Annotated in this window: 1 protein-coding gene and 1 pseudogene; both read right to left on the bottom strand. The window is 68.2% G+C overall.

Annotation, left to right across the window (positions count from 1 at the left end; genetic code table 11):
- The coding region (gene addB / locus EN935_RS31065) for a double-strand break repair protein AddB (protein WP_127373971.1) at positions 1–2,017 on the bottom strand (2,017 nt) is incomplete at its 3' end.
- A pseudogene (locus tag EN935_RS31070) lies at positions 2,014–2,464 on the bottom strand (nucleotidyltransferase family protein); the annotation flags it as partial. The gene addB and the pseudogene EN935_RS31070, both read right to left, overlap by 4 nt.

Below are 2,464 nucleotides of genomic sequence, written 5' to 3' on the forward strand. Positions count from 1 at the left end.
GTTCGGGCGGTTCGAGGTCGATGCCGGTCTTCATCAGCCGCGACATGAAGCGGTCGCTCTCCGGCTTGCGCGGCCACACGCCCTCGTTGAGCCCGCCGATAACCAGCGTATCGACCGTCTGCAACCGCGCTTCCAACGCGCCCCAGATGGCGATGTTCCTGTCGGTGCCTTGCGCCGGCTTGACCGTTTCGGCCGCGATCAGCGCCGCCATCACGTCGGGCCACTCATTGCCCGCGAACGACAAGGGCGCCGAAGCCGCGACCAGCCCGCGCAGCAGTTCGGCAAGCTTTTCACCGGCGTCACCGGCATAGAGTTCGCCAAGGCCGCCATCGGCGGTACGGCCGAGATTTTCGAGTGTGCTGACGCTGGCCCTGACCAGCGCGGCAAGGTCGGCGTCCGCCTGGCCACGGAAAGCTGCGAGCGGCGCCAGCGCTTGTTTGAGACGTTCGAGCGAACTCCGCGCGTTTTCGATGGAGCGCACGGTCAGCCGGGAAAACCAGAAGGGCGGCCGGCTGCCGCTGTCGAGGCTTGTGAGGCGGGCCTCGAACAGTTCCGGCAGCGAAACGATGTCGGGGCGGCCTGTGCCACCGCGCAGCGCCACCAGTTCGACCAGTTCCGCCGCGTGGCGCACATCAGCCCGTTGGCGGCCCAGGCCAAGCAGCGGATGCTTGAGCAGCGACAACAGGCCAACCGGATCGCCTGGCCGGAACAGCGCCTCAAGCGCCAGCCTGAGCAGGCTGGCCGCCGGGGTGTTGGCGAGCGGCGTGCCACCGGAATCGTCGGCGACGACGCCGAAGCGCTGGAGCTCGATCGAGACCCGCCGCGCCAGCGCGCGGTCGCCGGTGACGAGAGCCGCCCTTTGGCCGGGTTGTTCGACCGCGCGCTTGAGCGCGACGGCGATGGCAACGGCTTCATCGCGTTCGCTGGCAGCTTCGAGCAAGGTCACTTCGGCGAAGGCGCCGGCAATATCGGATGCCGGGAACCCGGCACGCGTCTCAGCCCAGAGTTCGGTGGTCTCGGCCGGCCGCAATGCTTCGCCGACAAGGGCGGCGCGAAGCGCAAGTTGCGGTTCGCCCGCGCTGATCTCCTCGACATCGCCGCGCAGCACGCCGATCTTGGCGATCAGCCTGGCGAGGCCATATTGCGGGTGGCCAAGCACGGCCGGACGCGCACCTGGCGCCGCGATTGCCTGGAAGGACGCTTCGTCCAGCATCCGGTCGAGACCGGGCAGCACGATGGCACCGCCGGGCAAGCGCGCGATCGCGGCAAGCAGTTCTGCCGTGGCAGGGATCGAGCCGGTCGAGCCCGCGGCGATGACCGGGCCGGCCGGCGGATTGCGCTGCAGCCGTGCGGCCTCGGCGCGGATCAGCGCGTTGCGATGCGCAGCCGGATTGGAGCGGTCGCTCTCTTCAAGGAATTTCGGCCAGGCGTCGGTGACGATGCCGAGGAATTCGAGCGTCACCTGCCACCATCCGGCAAGGTTGCCGGTCACCAGACCGGTGAGCTTGGCCCAGTCGGTGCCTTCCGTCTCGATCTCGTCCATCAGCCGGGCGAGATCGCGCGCCAGCCAGATCGCGTCGGCGGTGGAGGCCGGGATGACGATCTCCTCGGCAAAAAGGGCGGCGACATGTGCCGGCAGCCGGCGTTTCCAGGCGCGCACCAGCGGCGTCAACAGCAACAGGCGTTCGGTTGCCGAAATCGGCGGCGCGAGATCGATGGCCGCCGATGCCTCGGTCTCGAATGCGGCCTCATCCTCGTCGAACTCGCCGAGCGGCCGGATGACCGGCAGGATCGCCGAACCGCCACCACCGCGTGCCGCCAGGCTGTCGACGAAGACACCCCGCAAGGCGCGCGCGGCGCGGCGCGTCGGCACATAGATGGTGACATCGGCCAGAGCGAGCGGATCGCCATCAAAGCGAAACCCCGGAACAAGGCGGCCGGCAAGCAGCGCCTCGGCAAGCGTCGGCAGAAACGGCGCTCCGGGGGGAATTGAGAAAACGCGGCTTGAGCCGCTCATTGCGACTCGGTCAGTGCGCCGGCGACCGCCGCTTCCGCGAGCGCAATGGCGTCGGGCGTACCGACGGTGATCCAATGGCCATGCATCGGCATGCCGAACAGGCGCCCTGCGGCAATGGTCGAATCGAAATAGGCGTTGAGCGAGTGCGGCCCGGCCGGCGCGGCCTTGAACAGGCGCGGATGGACAATCGCCGCGCCGGCGTAAATCAGGCCCGCCGGATCCCCCTTTGAGCGCCGCAAGCCGCCATCCGGCTCCACCAGGAAATCGGTGCTGCCGCAGTGTCCGGTCGCCTGATGGAGATCCGCCAGCATCAGCAGAATATCCATTTTCGCCGCGTCCCATGCAAGGGCGAGACGCTGGAGATTGAGGGGACCATCGTCGATCCAGAACGTGTCGGCGTTGAGGATGTAGAAGGGCTGCTCACCTTCATCGGCAACGACCAGGCGG

The sequence above is a fragment of the Mesorhizobium sp. M7D.F.Ca.US.004.03.1.1 genome, from assembly GCF_003998635.1.
GTDB lineage: Bacteria > Pseudomonadota > Alphaproteobacteria > Rhizobiales > Rhizobiaceae > Mesorhizobium > Mesorhizobium loti.